Raw genomic sequence first — 21,949 nt, 5'->3', positions numbered from 1 at the left:
TGGCGCCGGTCTGCAGCCAGCTCACCACTCATGAAATATATGTGCCTCGGATTTTCGAAGGCAGAGATTAGCACAAAAAAGATTTGATTGAAGCGAGATTCATGAAAATCCGGAGACCCATTGTAATTCGCCCATGTCATTTTGACCGGCTGCGGCCTTTTCTCAAATTTTTACGCGCGTACACAGAGATTAGGACATTAGCGATTGCCTATTAGGTCTATCAACATACGCAATTACCCTGTATTCGGGAAAATCAAAGCTTTCATCGGACGACAGTTTTGCAAAAACCACATGACGCAGTTTGCTAAACGGACTAATCACTGACCCGCGACGTCACGTCACATCCCGCGCACTGGCAATCAGCCGGTCGCGCAGCGTCTCGATATCGGCGGACGGCGCATCGAATGGCGTACGCACGCGGCGGCCGTCGCAACGCCAGTCGGCGCCGTGGCGATCGACCCCGAGCAGATCGAGCCCGTCGCGGCGCGCAGCACCCGTGTCGTATGCCGCCCACAGCGCCTGTTCGTCGCCGAACGCGAGCGGCGGCTGCGCATCGACGTCCGTGCCGTCGACCCAGCCCATCCGCCCGAAACCGCCGATGTAGCGCAACCGTTCGATATCGAGCGCCCAGAACCCGAAATCGCCGAGCGCGAGATAGCGCGCGGCGTCCGGTTCGTAGCGCACATAGCGCGCGGTGACATGCGGATCGTCGCCGAGCGGCACGAACCGGCCGAGCAGCGTCGCGCGCTCGGCATTCAGGACATCGCCGTCGGGCGCATCGACGACGAGGAAACCCGCCCGCGGATCGGCGGCGAGATTGCGCGTGTGTTCGGCCAGGCCGCTGACGAGGATCACCGGCCGGTGGCTTGCATCCGGTGCAAACGGCACGACCGTCGGGTACGGGAAACCCTGCGGTTCGCGCGCATGGGTGGCGAGCGTGCCGAGCGCGCAACGGTGCAGCAAATGCAGGGCAAGGGCGGGATCGATGTTCAAGAGGACTCCTGCGGTCGAAGGACGGTGCGTCGGGCATGCCGTCTGCGCTTCGATGTTACCTGCCGGCGCAGCACGCCGCGCGTCGGCCGAACGGCCGGGGTCCGGCAGGATCGTAAGCGGTTCGATAGAATCGGACGATTCCGGCGGGCGCCGCGTGCGTCCGTGCCTTTTCCTGACGAGCCTTCCCGTGTCCGAATCCTCTTCCCCCGAATCGTCGTCCCCGTTCGCCGCGCCGCCCGACGCGCATCGCGTGCTGCCGCTGCCGGCCCGCCAGCGGGCCCGCACCGCGTCGATGGCGCTGTTCTTCGTCGCCGGCATGATGTACGCGTCGTGGGGGGTGCATGTGCCGACCGTGCGCGACAAGTTCGCGCTGAGCCCGGGGCTGCTGTCGATCGCGCTGTTCGCGGTCGCCGGCGGCTCGATCGCCGCGATGCTGACCATCGCGCGCTGGATCGCACGCGTCGGCTCGCGCACCGCATGCCTCGCCGGCGGCCTCGTGATGTCCGCGTGCGCGGCGCTGATCCTCGTCGTGCCCGACTACTGGATGCTGCTCGCCGTGCTCGCGCTGTTCGGCTTCTCGATGGCGACGCTCGACGTCGCGATGAACGCCGAGGCCAGCGCGGTCGAGATCGCGCTCGGCAAACCGATCATGTCGTCGCTGCACGGGATGTTCAGCATCGGCGGGATGTCGGGCGCGGCGGCCGGCGGCGCGCTGTTGTCGGCCGGCATGGCGCCGGCCGTGCATCTCGCGCTCGCGGCGGCGGCGAGCGCCGCGGTGCTCGTGGCCGCCAGCCCGGCCGTGCTGCCGCATGTCCCGCATCACGAACACGCGCACGGCGGCGGCAACCGCTGGCGCTCGCCCGCACTGTGGATGCTCGGCGGCATCGCGCTGATCGCGTTGATCGCCGAAGGTGCGATGTACGACTGGGCAACGGTCTACATGCGCGACGTCGTCGCGGCGAGTCCCGCGCTCGCGAGCGCCGCGTATGCGGCGTTCTCCGGCGGGATGGCCATCGCGCGCTTCGCGGGCGATGCCGTGCGCGCCCGTTTCGGCGCACCGCAGCTCGTGTTCGCGAGCGCGTCGCTCGCCTGCGCGGGGATGATCGGCGCGCTGCTGCTGCCGAACCCCGTCGCCGTGCTGACCGGCTTCACGCTGATGGGCCTCGGCCTCGCCAACATGATGCCCGTACTGTTCGCCGCCGCCGCGCGCGTGAAAGGCATCCACGCGGCGGAAGGGCTCGCGCACGTGGCGGGACTCGCGTATTTCGGGTTGCTGTTCGGTCCGGTCGTGATCGGCGCGGTCGCGCAGGCCGCGAACCTGACGATCGGCCTGTCGGTCGTCGCGCTGTGCGCGGCGCTCGTCGCGGCCATCGCGCCGAAGGTGCTCGCCCACCTGAAGATCTGACGGCGCGGCGGCGCGCGCCGGCCAAAAAGAAAGCGCGCATGCGTGGCCGCATGCGCGCTTTCACCCCTTCTGTTGACCGCTTTTTTTCGTTACATCTTCACTTCGTCGAGCAGCGACTTCTTGCCGCCCTTGTAGTTGTACAGCGAGATCACGCCGTGCTGCAGGTCGCCCTTCGAGTCGAAGGTCGTCGTGCCGATCACGCCCGTGTAGTTCGTCGCCGGCATGGCCGCGAGGATCTTCGCCGGATCCGTCGAGTTCGCGCGCTTCATCGCATCGACGATGATGTACACGGCGTCATACGTGAACGGTGCGTAGATCTGGATCGGCTGGCCGAAGCGCTTCTCGTACTTCGCCTTGAACGCGGCGCCGCCCGGCATCTTCTCGAGCGAGGCACCGGCTTCCGAGCACACGACGTTGTCGGTCGCATCGCCGGCCAGGTCGGCCAGCTTTTCCGTGCACACGCCGTCGCCCGCGAAGATCTTCGCGCGCAGGCCGAGCTGCTTCGCCTGTTTCGCGAACGGGCCGCCGGTGGCGTCCATGCCGCCGTACATGATCGCGTCGGGGTTCTCGCCCTTGATCTTCGTCAGAATCGCGCGGAAGTCGACCGCCTTGTCGTTGGTCGCGTCATGCGACATCACCTTCAGGCCGAGCGCCTTCGCCTTCTTCTCGAACTCGTTCGCGAGACCCTGGCCGTATGCGGTCGAATCGTCGACCACCGCCACGCTCTTGATGCCCTTCGAGTGCGCGTAGTTCGCCAGTGCCGGACCCTGCTGCGCATCGGTCGCGACCACGCGATACGTGGTCTTGAAGCCTTGCTGCGTGTACGCCGGGTTGGTCGCCGACGGCGAGATCTGCACGATGCCCGCATCGCTGTAGATCTTCGAGGCCGGGATCGACGTGCCCGAGTTCAGGTGACCGACCACCGCGACGACCTTGTCGTCGACGAGCTTCTGCGCAACCTGCGTCGCCTGCCGCGGGTCGGCGGCGTCATCCTGCGCGTCGAGTTGCAGCGTGATCTTCTGGCCGCCGATCGTGAGACCCTTGGCGTTGATCTCCTCGACTGCGAGACGCGCGCCGTTTTCGTTGTCCTTGCCCAGGTGTGCAATGCCGCCCGTCAAGGGCGCGACGTGGCCGATCTTGACGACTTGATCGGCGAATGCGTTGCTTGCAGCTGCAACGCACAGCATCGCCGCGGCGGTGATCGGCAACAGCTTTTGCATCTTGATATTCATATAAGTCTCCAGTTTCGGTCCCAATAAACGCCATCGCCCGGTGCCCCGCTGCCATCCCTGTGTATGCAATCACTGGACGATTCGCCGGTTGCATCGTTCATGCACTTGGCCTCAAGCACGTGAAAACAGCCGCTTTTAGCAGCCGCCCGTCCGTACTTGCGCGCAAGTGTAGGTGATCAAATTAATTTGTGGGACTTTTTTGGGGTAGTGGTAACACTACTGATATGCGCACTTTGGAGCGACTACTCGAATATCGCCGCAAGCCCCGCCGGATAAGGGTTTCCGCTAATTCAGGGCGACCCGCTGAAAGGTCGTTTTAAAAGATTCCCGAGGCATTTCGATTCGGTATTTTGTGCCCGGGATCATTGAATGAAACGCGCGTGACATCACACGCGTTTCGTCGTCCGATATGAACAGTTTCAGGCGACTGCGCGCCATTCGGCATCGAGCGCCGCCACGAGCTGCGATGTCGTGAGCGCAGCGCCGCGCCGCCGCGCGAGCGGCGCGCCCTGCCCGGCCCACAGCGACAGGTAGTCGCCGTCGTTCGCGCGCGCGGCAGCCTGGCGCAGCGGCTGGGTCAGCGCGTTCTGCACCGGATACGGCGCGACGTCGGCCACGCGTTCGCCGAGCCGCGCCATCAGCGTGTTGCGCAACCCGCGCGCATGGCGGCCGGTGATCGCGCGCGTGACCTGCGTCGACGTATCGGCGCTCGCGAGCAGGCGCGCCTTCCAGTCCGCCGCAATCGCGCTTTCCGCACACGTGAGGAACGCGGTGCCGAGCTGGGCGCCCTGCGCGCCGAGCGCGAGCGCGGCCGCGATCCCGCGGCCGTCCATGATGCCGCCCGCAGCCAGCACGGGCAGGCCGGTCGCGTCGACGAGCTGCGGCACGAGCGCGAGCGTGCCGATCAGCGCATCGTCGGCGGAACCGATGAACGTGCCGCGATGGCCGCCCGCCTCGGCGCCCTGTGCGGACAGCGCGTCGGCGCCGGCCGCCTGCCATGCGAGCCCTTCGGCCACGTGCGTCGCGGTGCCGATCACATAGGTGCCGGCGGCTTTCAGGCGCGCGACGTCGGCCGCGTCGAGCACGCCGAACGTGAAGCTCGCGACCGGTACGCGCAGCGCGACGAGCGCATCGAGCTGCGCACGGAAATCGGGCGCGTAGCGGGCCGGCGCCGTGCCCGGCGGCAAGCCGAACGTCGCGTTCAGCGGATCGATCGCCGCCAGTGCGCGCGTGACGGTCGCCGCATCGGGCGCGGCGTCGGGCAGCACGAACAGGTTGACCGCGAACGGGCGATCGGTCGCCGCGCGAACGGCGTCGACTTCGGTCGCGAGGCGCTCGGGCGCGAAGGCGGCGGCGCCGAGACTGCCGAGCGCGCCGGCATTCGATGCGGCGGCGACCATCGCGGTCGTGGTCGCGCCGACCATCGGCGCCTGCACGAGCGGCAGACGCAGGCCGAAGCGTTCGGAAAAGGGCGTGGAAAACGGACGGGAAGACATGGCGAATCCTTCGATGACGATGCGCGAAAGCGCTTTGTAAAGGCCGACACATCGACTCTATCGAAGCGGCGCTGCGCCGAAAAATGAATAATCGAGATCGAAACGATCGCTGCACGAGAAGCAGGCACGCGCACTGCGTCGCCACACGATTGGTGGCACACTAGGCCGCCCTCTTCCACCCCGCGGGGCGCGCGTCGCGCACCCCGTTCGCCAGGAGTTCAGAACGTGACTGCCCAATGGATCGACATCCCGACCGGTAACGACAGCTTCGGCGGCTATCTCGCGCTGCCCAAGCGCGGCAAGGGCCCTGCCGTCATCATCATCCAGGAGATCTTCGGCGTGAACTCGCACATCCGCTCGGTCGCCGACCAGTACGCGGCCGACGGCTTCGTCGCGCTCGCGCCGGACGTGTTCTGGCGCACGCAGCCGCGTGTCGAGCTGACCTACGACGGCGCGGACCGCGACAAGGGCATCGAGCTGATGAAGAAGACCGACGTGGGGCTCGCGGTTGCCGACATCGGCGCGGCGGCCGACGCGTTGCGCGCACGCCCCGAAGTGGCCGGCAAGGTTGCCGCGATCGGTTACTGCTTCGGCGGCCAGCTCGCATACCGTGCGGCCGCGACCGGCAAGCTCGACGCAGCGGTGTCCTATTACGGCGGTGGCATCCAGAACGCGCTCGACCTCGCCGGCAAGGTCACGCAACCGATCCTGTTCCATTACGCGGAGAACGACCACGGGATCCCGCTCACGGCCGTCGACCAGGTGAAGGCCGCATTCGCCGGCCACGGCCACGCGTCCTTCCACGTGTACCCGGGCGCCGAGCACGGCTTCAACTGCCCGGACCGCGCGTCGTACCACCAGCGTGCATCGGCGCTCGCGCACGGCCGCACGCTGACGTTCCTCGCCGAGCACCTCTAAAACCGCCCGGCCGCGGGCCCGGCGCGCCGGGCCCGCGTTATGCTCCCATCATCGCCACGAGTCACAACGGGGGTGACTGCGATGCACTCGGACTATCTCGCGCATGACGCGATCGGCCTCGCCACGCTCGTGCGCGAACGCAAGGCGAGCCCGCGCGAACTGCTCGACGCCGCGATCGGCCAGGCCGAAGCGGTGAACAGCGCGATCAACGCGATCGTGCTGCAGGACTACGAAGCCGCGCGCCAGCGTGCGGCGGCCGCGCCCGAACCCGGCGCCGACGCGCCGTTCGCGGGCGTGCCGTATCTCGTCAAGGATCTCGGTGCGGCGGTAGCCGGGCTACCGCTGTCGATGGGCAGCCGGCATTACCGGTATTTCGTGCCGGCCGACGATTCGCCGGTGATCGCGCGCAGCCGCGCGGCGGGCCTCAACGTGTTCGGCAAGACCAACACGTCGGAGATCGGCCAGATGCCGTACACGGAACCCGAACTGTTCGGCGCATGCCGCAATCCGTGGAATCTCGATCACACGCCCGGCGGCTCGAGCGGTGGCGCGGCGGCGGCCGTCGCGGCCGGCATCGTGCCGCTCGCGCATGCGTCCGACGGCGGCGGCTCGATCCGCATTCCGGCGTCGTGCTGCGGGCTGTTCGGCCTGAAGCCGAGCCGCAACCCGGTGCTCGTCGACCTGCCGTCGAACGGCGAGCTCGTCGTCCAGCATGCGGTCTCGCGCAGCGTGCGCGACAGTGCGCTGCTGCTCGACGTGACGACCGGCCAGACGCTGCCGCCCGGCGCACCCGGCACGTTCCTCGGCGCGCTCGACACGCCGCCCGGCCCGCTGCGGATCGGCCTCGTGGTCGACCCGATGCTCGCGCCGGCGCTCGCCGACGACACGCGCGCGGCGCTCGACGACGCGGCCGCGCTGCTCGAATCGCTCGGCCACCACGTCGAACCGGCGACGCTGCACGTCGACTATGCGCGTGCGGGCGAGACTTTCCTCACGCTGTGGGCGACGATCGCCGAAGAGATGGTGCTCGGCGCGCGCGAACTGACCGGCCGCACGCCGCGGCGCGGCGAATTCGAGGCCGCGACGTGGGCGATGGCGGTGGTCGGCCGGCGCCTCGCGCGCACGCGCCTGCCCGACGTCCTCGAATGGCAGCGCCAGCTCACGGTGCAGGTTTCCGGGCTCGTGTCGCGTTACGACGCGATCCTGTGTGCGTCGCTCGCGGGGCCGCCGGTGAAGATCGGCGAACTGCAGCCGACGCCGTTCGAATCCGCGCAGATGAAGCTGCTCGCGGCGCTGCCGGTGAAGCCGCTGCTGAAGGAAATGCTCGCGAAATCGTCGGAAAAGGCGTTCGCGTGGGCCGGCTGCACCGAGCTGTTCAACCTGACCGGCCAGCCGGCGATGTCGGTACCGCTCTACTGGAATGCGCGCGGGCTGCCGATCGGCGTGCAGTTCGCCGCACGCCACGCCGACGAAGCGCTGCTGCTCCGGCTCGCGCGGCAACTCGAACAGGCGCGGCCGTGGTTCGACCGCCGCCCGCCGCTGATGCAGGCGCGGCGCTGACACGCACGGCCGCTTCCGCCACGCGTCACGGTCGAAAAAAAGCCCCGCCGGCAGAACCGGCGGGGCTTTTGCACATGCAGCCGCGTGACGGCGCCTACACGGCGAGCCGTTCGCAGATCGTCCGCGTCGCGGCCGCTGCGTTCAGCGTGTAGAAATGCAGCCCCGGCACGCCCGCGTCGATCAGGCGCTGGCACAGGCTCGTGACGACGTCCGCGCCGAACGCGCGGATCGACTCGCGATCGTCGCCGAAGCTCTCGAGCCGGCGTGCGACCCAGCGCGGCACTTCGGCGCCGCACATCTCGGAGAAGCGCATCAGCTGCGAGAAGTTCGTGATCGGCATGATGCCCGGCACGATCGGCACGTCCACGCCCAGCTTGCGCGCATCGTCGACGAAACGGAAATACGCGTCCGCGTTGAAGAAGTACTGCGTGATCGCGGAATTCGCGCCGGCTTTCACCTTGCGCGCGAAATTCTCGAGATCGGCCTTCGGCGAGCGCGATTGCGGGTGGTACTCCGGATAGCCGGCGACTTCGATGTGGAACCAGTCGCCATGCTCGGCGCGGATGAAGCTGACGAGCTCGGACGCATAGCGCAGCTCGCCGACCTCGCCCATCCCCGACGGCAGGTCGCCGCGCAGCGCGACGATGTGCCGGATGCCGTGCGAACGGTACTGGTCGAGAATCGCGCGCAGGTTGTCGCGCGACGAGCCGATGCACGACAGGTGCGGCGCGGCCTCGAGGCCGTCCTTCTGCATGTCGAGCACGGTATCGAGCGTGCCCTGCTGCGTCGAACCGCCGGCGCCGAACGTCACGGAGACGAATTTCGGCTTCAGCGGCAGCAGCTGCGCACGGGTCGCGCGCAGCTTGTCGACGCCGTCCGCCGTCTTCGGCGGGAAGAATTCAAACGAGAGTTCGATCGGTTTCATGATTCGATGGGGTTGGACCGGCGCCCGCCAGCCCTCAGCCGATGTCGCGCTGGCCGAAGATCAGGGCGGACAGCAGCCACGACACGATGCTGTACAGGATCGAACCGAAGAACGCGGACCAGAACCCCGACACCTCGAAGCCCTTCAGCAGCGACGACGCGAACCAGAAGCACAGCGCGTTCACGACGAGGATGAACACCCCGAGCGTGACGATCGTCACGGGCAGCGTCAGCAGGATCAGCACCGGGCGGATCACCGTGTTGATCAGCCCGAGCACGACCGCGATGATCAGCGCCGTGCCGAAGCTCTTGATGTGGATCGACGGCACGAGGTACGTGATGATCAGCAGCGCGAGCGCGTTGATGACCCAGGTGAGGATGACGCTCATGAAGTGCTCCGGTTCCGTTGTCGATCGGTACGATCAGTGGCCGCCGCCGTGCCGCGCGCCCCGCAGCGGGGCGCACACGGCACGGCGGCGGCGGTGCATCAGTAGCGGTAGTGGTTCGGCTTGAACGGGCCGTCCTTCTGCACGCCGATGTACGAAGCCTGCTCGTCCGACAGCACGGACAGGTTCGCGCCGATGCGCGCGAGGTGCAGGCGCGCCACCTTTTCATCGAGATGCTTCGGCAGCACGTACACCTTGTTCTCGTACTCGTTGCCGCGCACGAACAGCTCGATCTGCGCGAGCGTCTGGTTCGCGAACGAGTTCGACATCACGAACGACGGGTGGCCGGTCGCGCAGCCGAGGTTCACGAGGCGGCCTTCCGCCAGCAGGATCACGCGCTTGCCGTCCGGGAAGATGATGTGGTCGACCTGCGGCTTGATGTTTTCCCACTGGTACTGGCGCGTCGACGCAACGTCGATTTCCGAGTCGAAGTGACCGATGTTGCAGACGATCGCGTTGTGGCGCATCGCCTTCATGTGATCGTGGCCGATCACGTGGAAGTTGCCGGTTGCCGTCACGAAGATGTCGGCCTTGTCGGCCGCATATTCCATCGTCACGACGCGGTAGCCTTCCATCGCCGCCTGCAGTGCGCAGATCGGATCGATTTCGGTGACCCACACGGTCGCGCCGAGGCCGCGCAGCGACTGCGCGCAGCCCTTGCCCACGTCGCCGTAGCCCGCGACGACCGCGACCTTGCCCGCGATCATCACGTCGGTCGCGCGCTTGATGCCGTCGACGAGCGATTCACGGCAGCCGTACAGGTTGTCGAACTTCGACTTCGTGACCGAATCGTTCACGTTGAACGCCGGGAACGGCAGGCGGCCGTCCTTTTCCATCTGGTACAGGCGGTGCACGCCGGTCGTGGTTTCTTCGGTCACGCCCTTGATGTGCGCGAGGCGCTTCGAGTACCAGGTCGCGTCGATGTCGAGGTGCTTCGCGATCGACTTGTACAGCGCGACTTCTTCCTCGTTGGTCGGCTTTGAGATCACCGAACGGTCCTTCTCGGCCTTCGAGCCGAGGATCAGCAGCAGCGTCGCGTCGCCGCCGTCGTCCAGGATCATGTTCGCGAATTCGCCATTCGGCCATTCGAAGATGCGGTGCGAGAACTCCCAGTACTCGTCGAGCGACTCGCCCTTGAACGCGAACACCGGCGTGCCGGCCTCGACGATCGCGGCCGCAGCGTGATCCTGCGTCGAGAAGATGTTGCACGACGCCCAGCGGACATCCGCGCCGAGCGCCTTCAGCGTCTCGATCAGCACGCCCGTCTGGATCGTCATGTGCAGCGAACCGGCAATGCGCGCGCCCTTCAGCGGCTGCTCTGCCTTGTATTCGTCACGGATCTGCACGAGGCCCGGCATTTCGGTCTCGGCGATGTTCAGTTCCTTGCGGCCCCAGCCGGCCAGCGCCATGTCGGCGACGACGTAATCGTGGGAAGCCTTGGAATCGATAATGGCGTTCATCACGCCCTCCTTTCTAAAAAGTTTCTAGATTGGTGACGTGAGCGCCGTTCAGGAAGCGGAGCCGGCGCGAAACCACTTTCTCGCCGCACGGCTGCTTGGTGAAGCCTTCCGAGCCTGGCGGACGCAGATGGTCCGTCGCAACGCTCCTCGGAAAACGGAGGGGATTGTAGCAAATCGGCGCGCGGAATGCGCAAGCACCGCGCAGGGACGGCCCGGGCGCGCGGCGTCGGCGCGCGCGGCCGTCATGAAAGGGTCAGGACTCCGCGCCGACCCATGCCTGTTCGCGCAGCCGCGCGCGCAGCCGCGCGACGGCCTGGCTGTGCAGCTGGCACACGCGCGACTCGCTCACTTCGAGCACCGCGCCGATCTCGCGCAGATTCAGACCCCGTTCGTAGTACAGCGACATCAGCAGCTTCTCGCGCTCCGGCAGCCGCTCGATCGCCTCGACGAGCGCCTCGCGCAGGTGCTCGTCGAGCAGCGCCGACAGCGGATCGGCGTGATCGACGCGGTAACGGTCGAGGAACGGCTCGTCGTCGGCCGCACGGTCGAAATCCTCGTAATAGATGAGCTGGCTGCCGTGCAGGTCCTGCAGCATCCCCTGGTATTCGTCGAGCGGCATGTTCAGGTGTCCGGCGATCTCGGTCTCGCTCGCCGAGCGTCCGAGATGCTGCTCGACCTGGTGCACCGCGTGCTCGACCTCGCGCGACGTCTTGCGCAGGCTGCGCGGCAGCCAGTCGTTGCTGCGCAGCTCGTCGAGCATCGCGCCGCGGATGCGCTGCGTCGCGTAGGTCTCGAACTGCGCGCCCTGGTCTTCCTTGTAGCGGCCGGCCGCGTCCATCAGGCCGATCATGCCGGCCTGGATCAGGTCGTCGAGGTCGACGCTCGCCGGCATCTTCGCGACGAGCTGCAGCCCGAGGCGGCGCACGAGCGGCGCATATTGCGCGAGCACGTCGGCCTGGGACATCTTTCCTTGAGCGTTGTACATCATGGCTCTCTCCTTAGGCGCTCACGCGGCGTGTGCCGCGCCCGCCTCATACGACGGCTTGCCGCCCGCGTGGACGGCGCGGCCGGCACCCGAACGCGGGCGCATCGGCCAGTACAACAGGTCGGCGGCAATCTGCCGGTAGTCGCGCGCGGCCTGCGACGACGGGAACGCGTCGACCACCGCATGCATCAGTTCGCGCGCGTGCTCGACGAGCGGATCGGCGCTCACGCAGCCCGCGTCGGCGATCGACACGGTCAGGTAGCGGCTCGCGACGCCCGCGAGGTTGTCGAAAGCGGTCTTCGCGTCCGCATGGCTGCCGACGTGATTGGTCAGCACGCGGAACTGCGCGAACGCGTGCGCGAAATGCAGCCGCTTCATGCACGCGTACGCCTCGGTGATCGCCTGCGCGGCGACCCGCGTGACGACCAGCACGTCGTGCGCTTCGCGTGCGAGCGCCGAGAACGAACCGTCGGCGCCGAGCTGCGTGTCGACGAGCACGATGTCGGCCGGGCCGTCGATGAAGTCGCTCAGCTGCGCGTCGCTGTAGCCGGCGCGCGCGAGCCGCGCGGCCGCGCACAGGCCGAAACCGGCGGCCACCCGCGTGCGTTCGCCGTCGCGCAGCCAGGCGCCTGCCAGGGTCGCGCTGGCCGAGTGCACGTCGGCGCGCTCGTCGACGACAAGCACATCCTTGCCGAGCGACGCGAGCGCCGTCGCGAGGTTCACGACGGTGGACGTGCAGCCGACACCCGCCGGCCCGCCCGTCACCGCGACGATGCGCGACGCGCGCCCGGCCAGCAGGCGCCTCAGCCCTTCGGCCTGGTCGATGATCCGTTTATCCAAATCGCACCTCGTGCAGCTCGGCGGTGGAACGTGCGGTCAGTGCGGAAAGCAGCGTCGGCATGTCCTCGTCTTGCGGCACGAAGGGCGAGCCGTCGCGCGGCACACAGAACGCGCTCTTCAGCAGGAATTTGGTCGACGCGACGTACAGGTTCTCCGGCACCTTCTGGCCGGTCGACACGTAGTGAATCGGCAGCTTGTAGCGGATCACCGTGTCGAGCACGCCGCCGAGGTGGGTCGCCTCGTCGAGCTTCGTGAGGATGCAGCCGGCGAGGTCCGGATGCTCGCCCGCGCTGCGGTACGCCTGCACAACTTCGTTGAGCGTGTCGCCGTGGCTCGTCGCGTTGAGCAGCAGCAGGCGCTGCACCGGCGCGTTCGCGCCATGCAGCATCGCGATCTGGTCCGACACCGCGCGGTCGCGCTGGCTCATGCCGATCGTGTCGATCAGCACGATGTGCTTGTTGCGCAGCTCGGACAGCGCGAGCGCGAGATCGCCCGCATCCTTCACCGCGTGCACCGGCACGCCGAGGATCTTGCCGAAGATGCGCAGCTGTTCGTGGCCGCCGATCCGGTAGCTGTCGGTGGTCAGCAGCGCGACCTTGCTCGCGCCGAAGCGCATCACGCAGCGCGCGGCCAGCTTCGCGGTGGTCGTCGTCTTGCCGACGCCCGTCGGCCCCATCAGCGCGAACACGCCGCCGCGCTCCATCAGCGCATCCTCGCTGTCGAGCACCGGCAGGTTCGACGAGAGCACCGATTGCGCCCATTCGGCGGCCTGCTCGAAGGTCTGTGCGCCGTCGCCGGACGGCAGGTTGTCGACCAGCATCCGCACGAGCTGCGCGGAGAAGCCGGCCGCGAACAGGTGCTTCGTCAGCGCACCGTGCACGGCGCTGCGACGCTGGCGGTCGTGCCACATCAGGCTGTCGAACTGCTCTTCCATCATCCCGCGCAGTTCGCCGAGCTCTTGCATCACCGTGTCGTTGACGATCCGCTCGATGCGCGACTTCACCGCATCGGCCACCGCGGCGGCCGCGTCGGCGGACAGGCGCGTGCGCTCGGCCGTCTTGGCGGCGTACGCGGCGCCCGCGTCGGGGGCGCGGGTCGCGGCAGCCGGCATCCGGCGCTCGGCGTCACGCACGATGTCGCGCGCCCAGTCGGGCGGCGTCGCGCCGGCTGCGGCCTGCGGCGCGCTCGGCTGCGGCGCGGCAGGCGCCTGCGTACGCGCGACCAGTGCGTCACGCTGCTGCGTCAGGCGCTTCGCGTGCTCGACCAGCCACGGTGCGGGTTCGGAAGCAGCCGCCGGCGCACCGGTGGCCGGTGCGTTGAGGGCCTGCGCGGCGATCGACGGTGATGCCGTGGCCGGCGCATCCGCGTCGAACGGCGAAGCGTGTACATCCGCCTCGTCCGCGTCGGCGCTCGCGCCGAACACGGACGAGAACACGTCCGGCAGCCCGCCTTCACCCGCGGCATACGGATTGACGGCCGGACGGGCCGGCATGGCGCCCGGACGCGACACGATGCCCGGCACGGCCGCGGCCGGCACGGATTCCGGCAGGCGCGACGTGGCGAGGCGCGGGCGCGCGGCCGGCGGCGCCACCGCGGCCAGGTCCGAATCGGCGAGTGCAACGATTTCGACGCTGCCGTCATCGAGCGTGCGGTTCGACAGCACGACCGCGTCGGCGCCGAGCGCCTCGCGCACGAGACGAAGTGCGTCGCGGCTCGTTGCGCCGGTGAATTTGCGAATGTTCAAGCGGAACCCCCGATGACGTTAACAACTTTGATCGTGCGTGTGTCCGGCACTTCGGCATACGACAGCACTTTCAATTGCGGCAGGCTGCGGCGCAGGAAACGCGCGAGCATCGCGCGCAGCGCGTGCTGCACGAGCAGCACGGGCGGCAGCCCGAGATTCTGTTGACGCAGCATCGCTTGCTGCGTGCCGGTCAGAAGGTTGTGCGCGAGGCCGGGTTCGAGGCCCGGGTTCGCGCCGGTGGCGAGCGCCTGCGACAGCACGCGCTCCAGATTCGCGTCGAGGCCCATCACCTGCATTTCGCCGGCGCCCGGATACCACTGCTGCGTGATCGCGCGGCCGAGCGAGAGCCGCACCGCTGCCGTGATCTCGAACGCGTCGCCGCGGCCCGCATGCTCGGACACGGCCTCGAGGATCGTGCGCATGTCGCGGATCGGCACGCCTTCCTCGAGCAGGTTCTGCAGCACCTTCTGCAGTGTCGTCAGCGAGATCGTCTTCGGCACGAGGTCCTCGACGAGCGACGGCGCGTCCTTGCCGGTGCGCTCGACGAGCGCCTGCACTTCCTGACGGCCGAGCAGTTCGGCCGCGTGCTGGACGACGAGATGGTTCAGGTGCGTCGCGACCACCGTGCTCGCGTCGACCACCGTGTAGCCGTACACCTGCGCCTGCTCGCGCAGCGCGACGTCGATCCACACGGCCGGCAGCCCGAACGCGGGATCCTGCGTGACGGCGCCCGGCAGCGCGGCCGTCACCTGGCCGGGGTTGATCGCGAGCCACTGGCCCGGGAACACTTCGCCGACGCCGATCTCGACACCCTTCAGCGCGATCCGGTACGCGTTCGGCCGCAGTTCGAGGTTGTCGCGGATATGGATCACCGGCGGCAGGAAGCCGATTTCCTGCGCGAATTTCTTGCGGATGCTCTTGATGCGCTTGAGCAGCTCGCCGTCGCTGTTCTTGTCGACGAGCGGGATCAGCCGGTAGCCGACCTCGAGGCCGAGCGGGTCGATCAGCTGCACGTCGTCCCAGGTCGCTTCGTGGCTGTCGGACGGCAGCACGGCGGGCGGGGCGATGTCGGTCACGTCGCCGGCCGCCTTGCGGGCCGCCGCGCGCTTCGTCAGCGTGCGCGCCAGCCAGATCGCGCCGCCGCCGAGCGCGAGGAACGCGAAGTGCGGCATCCCGGGGATCAGCCCCATGATCACGATGATCACGCCGGTGATCACCAGCACGCGCGGGTTCGTGAACAGCTGGCCGGTGATCTGCGTGCCGATGTCCTCGTCGGTCGCGACGCGCGACACGATCACGCCGGCCGCGGTCGAGATCACGAGCGACGGGATCTGCGCGACGAGGCCGTCGCCGATCGTCAGCAGCGTGTAGTTCGTGCCGGCCGCCGCGAAGCTCATGTCGTGCTGGACCATCCCGACGATCAGCCCGCCGATCACGTTGATCGCCATGATGATCAGGCCGGCGATCGCATCGCCGCGCACGAACTTCGACGCGCCGTCCATCGACCCGTAGAACTCGGCTTCCTGCGACACGGACTGGCGGCGCTTGCGCGCCTGTTCCTCGTTGATGAGGCCCGCGTTCAGGTCGGCGTCGATCGCCATCTGCTTGCCGGGCATCGCGTCGAGCGTGAAGCGCGCGGACACTTCGGCAATCCGCCCCGCGCCCTTCGTGATCACCATGAAGTTGATGATCATCAGGATCACGAACACGACGATGCCGACCGCGAAGTTGCCGCCGACGAGGAAGTGGCCGAACGCCTCGATCACCTGGCCGGCCGCGTCCGGCCCGGTGTGGCCTTCGAGCAGCACGACGCGCGTCGATGCGACGTTCAGCGACAGGCGCAGGAGCGTCGAGAACAGCAGCACGCTCGGGAACGCCGCGAAGTCGAGCGGCTTCATCGTGTACATGCTGACGAGCAGCACCATCACGGAGAGCGCGATGTTGAACGTGAACAGCAGATCCAGCAGCATCGGCGGCAGCGGCAGGATCATCATCCCCAGGATCATGCAGATGAGGATCGGGCCCGCGAGCGTGCGCAGGTTCGTGCCTGCCAGCAGGTTCGGGCGCTTCGCGAGCAGGCCGGTCGGGGTGCTCATGCGGAGGCTCCTTGCTTGCCGAGGGTGTCCTCGGCTTCTTCACGTTCGTCTTCGGCGGCGACCGACGTGCCCTTGTCGAGTTCGGCCGGCACGTCGAGATCGACCGGCACCGCCGGGAACGCGCCGCCTTCCGAGCGGAAGCGCTTGAGCTGGTAGACCCACGCGAGCACTTCGGCGACGGCCGAGTACAGCGAACCGGGGATCTCGCGTTCGAGTTCGACGTTGTGATACAGCGCACGCGCGAGCGGCGGCGCCTCGAGCAGCGGCACGTTGTGTTCGGCCGCGAGTTCGCGGATGCGCGCGGCGACGAGGTTCACGCCCTTCGCGACGACCTTCGGCGCGCGCATCTCGCCGTCCGTGTATTGCAGCGCGACGGCGAAGTGCGTCGGGTTCGTGACGACCACGTCGGCCTTCGGCACGGCCGCCATCATCCGGCGGCGCGCGATCGCGCGCTGCTGCTGGCGGATCCGCCCCTTCACGTGCGGATCGCCTTCGTTCTCGCGATGCTCGCGCTTCACTTCTTCCTTCGTCATGCGCAACTTCTTGTTGTACTGCCAGATTTGGTAAGGCACATCGAGCGCGGCGACCACCAGCATCCCGGCGACCGTCGTGCCGCAGCACACGGCGACCAGGTGCAGCGCGTCCGGCAGCGCGGCGCCGAGCGGCTGCGTCGCGAGGCCGAGCAGTTCGTCCTTGCTGCGCCAGATCGCAATGCCGCCGACCACGCCGACCACCAGCGTCTTCGCGAGCGACATGCCGAGCTGGATCGGCCCCTGGATCGAGAAGATCCGGCCGAGGCCCGAGATCGGGTTCAGGCGGTCGAACTTCAGCTCGAACGTCTTTTGCGAAATCAGCCAGCCGCCGAGCGCCATCGGCGCGAGCAGTGCGGCGACACCGGTGAGCGCGAGGATCGGCAGCAGCGCGGCGAAGCCTTCGAGGCTCGCGCTGCCGGCCGCCGACAGCATCCGGTTCGTGTCGAACGCGGTCGCACGATCGAACGTGAACGCGCCGCGCAGCATCGCCTGCAGATGTCCGCCCGACGGGCCCGCGAGCAGCCACGCGCCATAGAACCCGGCCGCGAGCAGCGCGAACGAAGCCAGCTCGCGCGAACGCGCGACCTGCCCCTCCTCGCGCGCCTTCTCGCGGCGCCTGGGAGTGGCGGCTTCGGTCTTGTCGAGATCGCTCTCGTCTGCCACGGGGCCTCCAGTCGGGTACGGCGGAATGCCGCTTTCCAGTGACACCGATTATTCATGGAGGCGTCAAACGCCGATCGGTCGAGCAAAGCCGGGAAAGGGGGGTATTTCTGGGAATCGGGCGAGCCGTCGCGAACGAGGCTGGATCGGGCGCGGAGCGGTGTGCGGCGCGGCGGAAAAACCTACCGGTCGGCGCAATGGCGAGGAGTCAGCCGCTAACGGGACGGCGACGGCGTGAAGCGGGGGAACGGAGAAACGACAGGCGGGAAAGGTGGGGCAATCGGGAGATTCGGGCCCCGACGCGACGGCGTCGCGCGTCGGGGCAGGCGTCGGTCAGACCGCCGGAAGCGGATCCGCGCCGAAGCGGTTCGGGCCTGCCGTGCCGCGCGAGCACATCCACACGAGCAGCAGGATGCCGCCGACGATCGGGATCAGCGCGATCAGCAGGAACCAGCCCGAGCGCCCCGTATCGTGCAGGCGGCGAACGCTGACCGCGATGCCCGGGATGATCAGCGCGAGCGAAACCAGGAAAATCACGCCGAGCAACAGCAGCGTGATCAGGCCCGCATTGCGGCCGGCCGCGCCGATGATCTGGGCCACGATCGAAAGCACGACACTCAGCAGCGTGAAATACCAGTATTCGGCACGACGCGCACGGCCTTCGAAAGTCGCGTATTTATTGAGTACGGCACGCACGGCTTCGGAAAAATTCATCTTATTACCCTCCTGTTTTATATTGGCACCCCGGAAACAACGCCGGAATTATATGTTTGAATGTCGGCGGATTCCATCACTTTTCGTGGCCCACCGATACGCATACATGATTGCCGCACGCTCCGATACGGCACGGAAACGGCTGCAGCAGTGTATTTCGGCACCCGGGGTTTGCATGCCGCGTCATTTTAATAATCTTGAATATCTGACACAAACCACGCCCCCCCTATAATCCACCGCTTGATTACATCCGAATGAAATCACACATGAACGATAATCCGGGGAAGTATGCGGGATTCGATTAACCGACCAGCCGGAAATATGCCGGCGCACCGGTCTCGCTCCCTTTTTTATTACCGGTCCCGCCCGAATCGCACCATGCGCCGTCACCCGCTCGTTGCGTTGCTGTCGCTCGCCTGCGTACTGGCCGGCGGGCGCCCGGTTGCACCGGCCGACGCCGTGCGGATCGACAGCACCGCGTACGGCCCCGGCCACCGCTTCCTCGACCATACGACGTCGGTGCGCGCCGGCCGGCCACCGGCCTGAACGCCCTATCCGGCGGCAGCCCGTTGCAGCGCGGCGAGATCGAGCTTCTTCATCGTCATCACCTGCCCCATCACGCGCTCGGCGCGCACCGGGTCGCCCGACATCAGTTCGGCCATCTGGACGGGCACGACCTGCCACGACACGCCGAAGCGGTCGCGCAACCAGCCGCACTGCTGCGCGCGCTCGTCGCCGCCTTCGGACAGGCGCGCCCAGTAGCGGTCGATCTCGTCCTGGTCGCGGCAGTTGACGACGAACGACACGGCGGGCGTCATCTGGAACACGGGGCCGCCGTTCAGCGCGACGAACGCCTGCCCGTCGAGCTCGAACGCGACGGTCATCACCGCGCCCTCGGCGCTTCCGGACGCGTGCGCGCCGGCCTTGCCGTAGCGCGCGACGTGCACGATGCGCGCATTGTCGAACACCGACACGTAGAAACCGGCCGCCGCCTCGGCGTCGCGGTCGAACCACAGGAACGGCGTGATGCGCTGGATGCGCGAGCTCATGGCGGTGTCTCCTCGATGTCGTGCCGGCACACCGGTGCCGGTCTTACATCGTAGGCGCTGCACCGGCGCATGGCGGCAAGCCGGCCCGTCGCGCGCACACGGCGGCCGCATGAAAAAAGGGGGCGATCGCTCGCCCCCTCGTTCCTGCACTCAACCGTACCGCGTCAGAACGCGACGAAAGGCTGTGCGCCGCCGCTCGCGGTCTTGTCCATCCCGAAGTAGATCGTCGTGCCGTAGAACTGCGGCATGCCGATGTCGAGCCAGCTCGACGAACCGAACGGGCCCGCGATGTCGTTGAACGCGAACGTCGACGGGTTCGAGAACAGCGAATCCGCGTTCGCGACGGACATCGATACGGTGCCCGAAGTGCCGTTCTGACCGGTCAGCGTCGCCGAATAGGGGGTCGTCGCCGACGGGCAGTAGAACTCCGTGTTCCTCGAACAGACCGTCTGCGACGAATCGTTGAAGAAATACGCGTTCGAGCCCGTATCGAAGAACGCGGTCACGTTGCGCCCCTGGAACGTTGCGCTGACGTCGCCCGTCGTGGTCGACGTCATCACCGTTTTCCCGGTCAGGCTGGGCAGCCCGAACGTCAGCGTCCCCGTTGCGCTCGCCTGCCCGCTGCTCGAGATCGCTGGCATCTGCACGCTCACCCCGTTGTTGTCGGCGAAACGATGCACCGGGTTGGCGACCTGCTGCGCCAGCGGAACGAGCGCGACCGTGCAGTTCGCGTTGTTGCCGTTCGGGCATGCGTAGTAGTTGTTGCTCGACGACGTCGACGTCGCGCAGGTCGTCCCGCAGTCGTACGGCGCCGGCCCGATGCCGAGGATCCCGTTCGCGCCGAGCGCGCTCGCCGAGTTCGCCGACGCACCGCCGTTCGTGCACGAGCTCGGCACGTTCGTCGTACCGAGGTCGCCGATGATCTGCACGGGCAGCGAGGTCGCCTGCTCGGTACCGATCGACAGATCGACCGTGCGCACCGAGCCCCACGTGTAGCTCGACACGAACTTGCCGCATTCGGCAACCGGCGCGCCGCCGCTCGTCACCTGCGGCAGGTTGCCGAGCACACCCGACACCGCGGAGCCGACAAGCCGCAGCCCGTAGGACGCGGTATCGACGAGCACGTTGTTGACGATCTGGCAGTTCGACGTGCCCGGGGCGCAGACCTTCAGGCTGATGGTCGGGATGTTGATCACGTTTGCCACACCGGTGCCGACCGTGATGACGGCGGTGTTGCCGCTATTGCCGTCCGATCCGCTGTTGCCGTTGTTGCCCGAGTTGTTGTTGCTGCCGCCGCCGCCATCGCCGCCGCCGCATGCCGTCACGAGCACGGCCGTTGCGGCCGCGAGCCCCAGCACGCCCAGCCAGCGCTTGAATGTACGATGAATTCTCAAGATCGCTCTCCCGCTGTCACTGGATATCGGTGCCGGTCAGGCCGGCAGGCAGCGCCGAAGGCAGCCATGCCTGGCCCGAGAAGGCGCCCATGTGGCCGCCCGTCCGGATCACGAGGCCGCTCGTCTCGACCGCCACGGGCGCGCGCCAGCCGCGTGCCTTGTGTGCGGCCTGAACGCCGGCGGTGTACTGCGGGAAATAGCTGCCGAGCAGCGATGCGAGATCCGGCATCGTCGGCCCGCGCCATGCGAGGCCGAACACGCTGCCGGCGGCCGACGTGTATTCGTGGATGACGGTGCCCGATCCGAGCGTGATCTCGCGGACGGTATAGGCGGCGGTGCTCGCCTGCACGCCGTCCGCCGACCGCATCGCGCGCTGCAGCGCGCGTACGGTCGCGCCCTGATCGTCCGCCGGCGGCGACATCGGTGCGCCGCCCAGTTCGGCATGTGCGTGGACGGCCCACAGCACACCCATTGCAGCCGTCGCGTGCGCGACGGTCCAGCCCAAGCGTTTCAGCTTCACGTTCCCCCCCAAGGGACTGGCTTCGTTGCCGGCGGCGCCGCCGTCGGGCCCGCTCCGCCTGCCAACATTTGAATCGTACGAATGACGCTACGTTGCTGCTGACGCGTAGTATGCCTGCTGAGTGTGGCGGCGTGTCAATTCGACGCAGTATCACGCTGCGCCACGCATGCAGGGAAACGAGGAGGGGACGGGACCTGCACGCATCGGGAACCCCGCGGGACGGGGCGCGCCGATGCGTTGCGGCAGGGTCAGAAGCCGAGGCTCGCGAGCAGGTCGTCGACCTGCCCCTGGTCCTGGACCACGTCGGATTTGCCTTCCGGCGCGATCTGCGGGCCGTTCAGCAGCGACTCGGGGCTGCCGGTCGCGCTCATCTGCTCGGCCGCGAGCGCGGCCGCGGTGGCCGCGAACTGTTCGCGCCGCTCGGGTGCGATGTTCTCGACGAGCACGGTAAGCAGCTGCTGCTCGATCAGGTAGACCATGTCCATGATCTTCTTGATCACCTGCCCGGTCAGATCCTGGAAATCCTGCGCGAGCATGATCTCGAGCAGTTGCGCGCTGGTCGCCGACGTCGACTCGGGCAGCGTGCGCAGGAACGTGCGCGTATCGTCCATCAGCTCGCGCACTTCCGCGTGCTCGATCGGCGCCGCGTACCACTGCGCCCAGCGCGCGTCGAGCGCCTCGGCTTCGTTCTGGATACGCTCCTGCATCGGCTTCGCGATCTCGATCGCATTCAGCACGCGCACCGCGGCCTGCTCGGTCATCGTCGCGACGTAGCGCAGCCGGTCGCGCGCATCGGGCACGGCTTCAGCCGCGCGCTCGACATGCTTGTCGAGCCCGAGCTCGCGCATCGAATCGCGCAGCGTGCGCGTGACGTGGCCGATGCGGGCGAGAATGCGGTCGCTCGCGAAATCGGCGCCTTCTGGGTGGCTGTCGGCGCTGAACCCCGCGCCGGCGAGCGCCGCATGGATCGGCTCGTTCAC

General features: G+C 67.7%; 20 protein-coding genes and 1 riboswitch. Of the genes, 4 read left to right on the top strand and 16 right to left on the bottom strand.

What is annotated here, in order from left to right:
• Nucleotides 1–333: 333 nt before the first annotated feature.
• On the bottom strand, nucleotides 334–993 hold the full coding sequence (locus AC5LXK_RS01115; RefSeq protein WP_493389988.1) for a HugZ family pyridoxamine 5'-phosphate oxidase: 660 nt from the start codon (nucleotides 991–993) through the stop codon (nucleotides 334–336).
• 187 nt (nucleotides 994–1,180) lie between these two features.
• Here AC5LXK_RS01115 and AC5LXK_RS01110 point away from each other — a divergent pair, with 187 nt between their 5' ends.
• Nucleotides 1,181–2,398, top strand: coding sequence for an MFS transporter (locus AC5LXK_RS01110; RefSeq protein WP_493389987.1), 1,218 nt, complete (start codon nucleotides 1,181–1,183; stop codon nucleotides 2,396–2,398).
• Nucleotides 2,399–2,487: 89 nt separating this feature from the next.
• Here AC5LXK_RS01110 and AC5LXK_RS01105 read toward each other — a convergent pair whose 3' ends face one another.
• The gene (locus AC5LXK_RS01105; protein WP_493389986.1) at nucleotides 2,488–3,630 is read right to left on the bottom strand and encodes a branched-chain amino acid ABC transporter substrate-binding protein; all 1,143 of its coding nucleotides are present in this window, start codon (nucleotides 3,628–3,630) and stop codon (nucleotides 2,488–2,490) included.
• A gap of 419 nt (nucleotides 3,631–4,049) precedes the next feature.
• Nucleotides 4,050–5,126, bottom strand: a complete 1,077-nt coding sequence (locus AC5LXK_RS01100) for an NAD(P)H-dependent flavin oxidoreductase (protein ID WP_493389985.1) — start codon at nucleotides 5,124–5,126, stop codon at nucleotides 4,050–4,052.
• A 225-nt stretch (nucleotides 5,127–5,351) separates the two neighbouring features.
• Here AC5LXK_RS01100 and AC5LXK_RS01095 point away from each other — a divergent pair, with 225 nt between their 5' ends.
• Both AC5LXK_RS01095 and AC5LXK_RS01090 read left to right on the top strand, forming a co-directional pair.
• Complete coding sequence (locus tag AC5LXK_RS01095; protein WP_493389984.1) at nucleotides 5,352–6,044, top strand: dienelactone hydrolase family protein; 693 nt, start codon at nucleotides 5,352–5,354, stop codon at nucleotides 6,042–6,044.
• A gap of 81 nt (nucleotides 6,045–6,125) precedes the next feature.
• Nucleotides 6,126–7,604 carry an amidase gene (locus AC5LXK_RS01090; protein ID WP_493391167.1) on the top strand — a complete coding sequence of 493 codons (1,479 nt, stop codon included), beginning with the start codon at nucleotides 6,126–6,128 and terminating at the stop codon, nucleotides 7,602–7,604.
• A gap of 94 nt (nucleotides 7,605–7,698) precedes the next feature.
• Here AC5LXK_RS01090 and metF read toward each other — a convergent pair whose 3' ends face one another.
• The 9 genes from metF to AC5LXK_RS01045 form a co-directional block, all read right to left on the bottom strand.
• Nucleotides 7,699–8,529, bottom strand: coding sequence for a methylenetetrahydrofolate reductase [NAD(P)H] (metF, locus tag AC5LXK_RS01085; protein ID WP_493389983.1), 831 nt, complete (start codon nucleotides 8,527–8,529; stop codon nucleotides 7,699–7,701).
• Nucleotides 8,530–8,563: 34 nt separating this feature from the next.
• Nucleotides 8,564–8,917 (bottom strand): phage holin family protein, encoded by a 354-nt coding sequence (locus AC5LXK_RS01080; protein WP_006477367.1) that lies wholly within the window; start codon nucleotides 8,915–8,917, stop codon nucleotides 8,564–8,566.
• A 98-nt stretch (nucleotides 8,918–9,015) separates the two neighbouring features.
• Nucleotides 9,016–10,434 (bottom strand): adenosylhomocysteinase, encoded by a 1,419-nt coding sequence (ahcY, locus tag AC5LXK_RS01075; protein ID WP_493389982.1) that lies wholly within the window; start codon nucleotides 10,432–10,434, stop codon nucleotides 9,016–9,018.
• A 32-nt stretch (nucleotides 10,435–10,466) separates the two neighbouring features.
• A riboswitch (S-adenosyl-L-homocysteine riboswitch) is annotated at nucleotides 10,467–10,589 on the bottom strand.
• 98 nt (nucleotides 10,590–10,687) lie between these two features.
• On the bottom strand, nucleotides 10,688–11,422 hold the full coding sequence (locus AC5LXK_RS01070; protein WP_493383202.1) for an RNA polymerase sigma factor FliA: 735 nt from the start codon (nucleotides 11,420–11,422) through the stop codon (nucleotides 10,688–10,690).
• 18 nt (nucleotides 11,423–11,440) lie between these two features.
• Complete coding sequence (locus tag AC5LXK_RS01065; RefSeq protein ID WP_493389981.1) at nucleotides 11,441–12,259, bottom strand: MinD/ParA family ATP-binding protein; 819 nt, start codon at nucleotides 12,257–12,259, stop codon at nucleotides 11,441–11,443.
• On the bottom strand, nucleotides 12,252–14,003 hold the full coding sequence (gene flhF, locus AC5LXK_RS01060) for a flagellar biosynthesis GTPase FlhF (RefSeq protein ID WP_493389980.1): 1,752 nt from the start codon (nucleotides 14,001–14,003) through the stop codon (nucleotides 12,252–12,254). Before flhF ends, AC5LXK_RS01065 begins: the two co-directional genes overlap by 8 nt.
• Nucleotides 14,000–16,099: a flagellar biosynthesis protein FlhA gene (flhA, locus tag AC5LXK_RS01055; RefSeq protein WP_493389979.1), complete on the bottom strand. Its 2,100-nt coding sequence runs from the start codon at nucleotides 16,097–16,099 to the stop codon at nucleotides 14,000–14,002. Before flhA ends, flhF begins: the two co-directional genes overlap by 4 nt.
• A complete protein-coding gene (gene flhB, locus AC5LXK_RS01050) occupies nucleotides 16,096–17,295 on the bottom strand; it encodes a flagellar biosynthesis protein FlhB (RefSeq protein ID WP_493389978.1) in 1,200 nt (399 codons plus the stop codon). The genes flhA and flhB overlap by 4 nt, the downstream gene beginning before the upstream one ends.
• A gap of 330 nt (nucleotides 17,296–17,625) precedes the next feature.
• Entirely contained in the window at nucleotides 17,626–18,006 is a 381-nt protein-coding gene (locus AC5LXK_RS01045) for a DUF805 domain-containing protein (protein ID WP_493389977.1), read from the bottom strand.
• Nucleotides 18,007–18,384: 378 nt separating this feature from the next.
• On the opposite strand from AC5LXK_RS01045, the gene AC5LXK_RS01040 reads away from it, so the two are divergent.
• Nucleotides 18,385–18,552: a hypothetical protein gene (locus AC5LXK_RS01040; protein ID WP_493389976.1), complete on the top strand. Its 168-nt coding sequence runs from the start codon at nucleotides 18,385–18,387 to the stop codon at nucleotides 18,550–18,552.
• Nucleotides 18,553–18,557: 5 nt separating this feature from the next.
• Here the strand turns inward: AC5LXK_RS01040 and AC5LXK_RS01035 are convergent, their stop codons facing one another.
• The 4 genes from AC5LXK_RS01035 to cheZ all read right to left on the bottom strand — a co-directional run bounded on the left by AC5LXK_RS01035 (nucleotide 18,558) and on the right by cheZ (nucleotide 21,949).
• On the bottom strand, nucleotides 18,558–19,055 hold the full coding sequence (locus tag AC5LXK_RS01035; protein ID WP_493389975.1) for a VOC family protein: 498 nt from the start codon (nucleotides 19,053–19,055) through the stop codon (nucleotides 18,558–18,560).
• A 164-nt stretch (nucleotides 19,056–19,219) separates the two neighbouring features.
• A complete protein-coding gene (locus tag AC5LXK_RS01030; protein ID WP_493389974.1) occupies nucleotides 19,220–20,449 on the bottom strand; it encodes a DUF3443 family protein in 1,230 nt (409 codons plus the stop codon).
• A 16-nt stretch (nucleotides 20,450–20,465) separates the two neighbouring features.
• The gene (locus AC5LXK_RS01025) at nucleotides 20,466–20,969 is read right to left on the bottom strand and encodes a DUF2844 domain-containing protein (RefSeq protein WP_493389973.1); all 504 of its coding nucleotides are present in this window, start codon (nucleotides 20,967–20,969) and stop codon (nucleotides 20,466–20,468) included.
• 248 nt (nucleotides 20,970–21,217) lie between these two features.
• Entirely contained in the window at nucleotides 21,218–21,949 is a 732-nt protein-coding gene (gene cheZ / locus AC5LXK_RS01020) for a protein phosphatase CheZ (protein WP_493389972.1), read from the bottom strand.

The sequence above is a fragment of the Burkholderia pulmonis genome (assembly GCF_984667975.1).
This window is presented reverse-complemented; position numbering and strand designations above follow the sequence as displayed.